This window comes from Shewanella sp. SR44-4, assembly GCF_014163715.1.
Lineage (GTDB): Bacteria > Pseudomonadota > Gammaproteobacteria > Enterobacterales > Shewanellaceae > Shewanella.
In genome coordinates this window covers 1-239 of sequence record NZ_JACJDU010000194.1, presented here as the reverse complement: position 1 = coordinate 239, position 239 = coordinate 1, and the positions used below count along the sequence as shown (strand labels likewise).

Annotated in this window: 1 protein-coding gene; it reads right to left on the bottom strand. The window is 57.3% G+C overall.

The window, feature by feature from the left end; translation table 11 throughout:
* Window positions 1-239, bottom strand: a 239-nt coding sequence (locus H5125_RS22505) for a hypothetical protein (RefSeq protein WP_182745527.1), incomplete at both ends; no start/stop codon positions are given.

Here is a 239-nt window from a genome sequence, read left to right as displayed (position 1 = left end):
AAGCCGTTGTCGAGCATGTCCTGAGTGACAGGGCCGTTAAATAGGGTGTTGCCATTGCCGTCAGTGACAATCAAGGTGTCGCCAACTTGGGTGCCAGTCGCTAGCGTCACGGTGGCGGTCACAGTGCCATCAGTACCGATCTCATCGCTGTTGAACACGCCGTCAGTGCCCATGCCGCTGAACTCAACGGTGGGTGCAGGTGCCATGGTGGCATCAACAGGTTGTGTATCAGTGGCGGT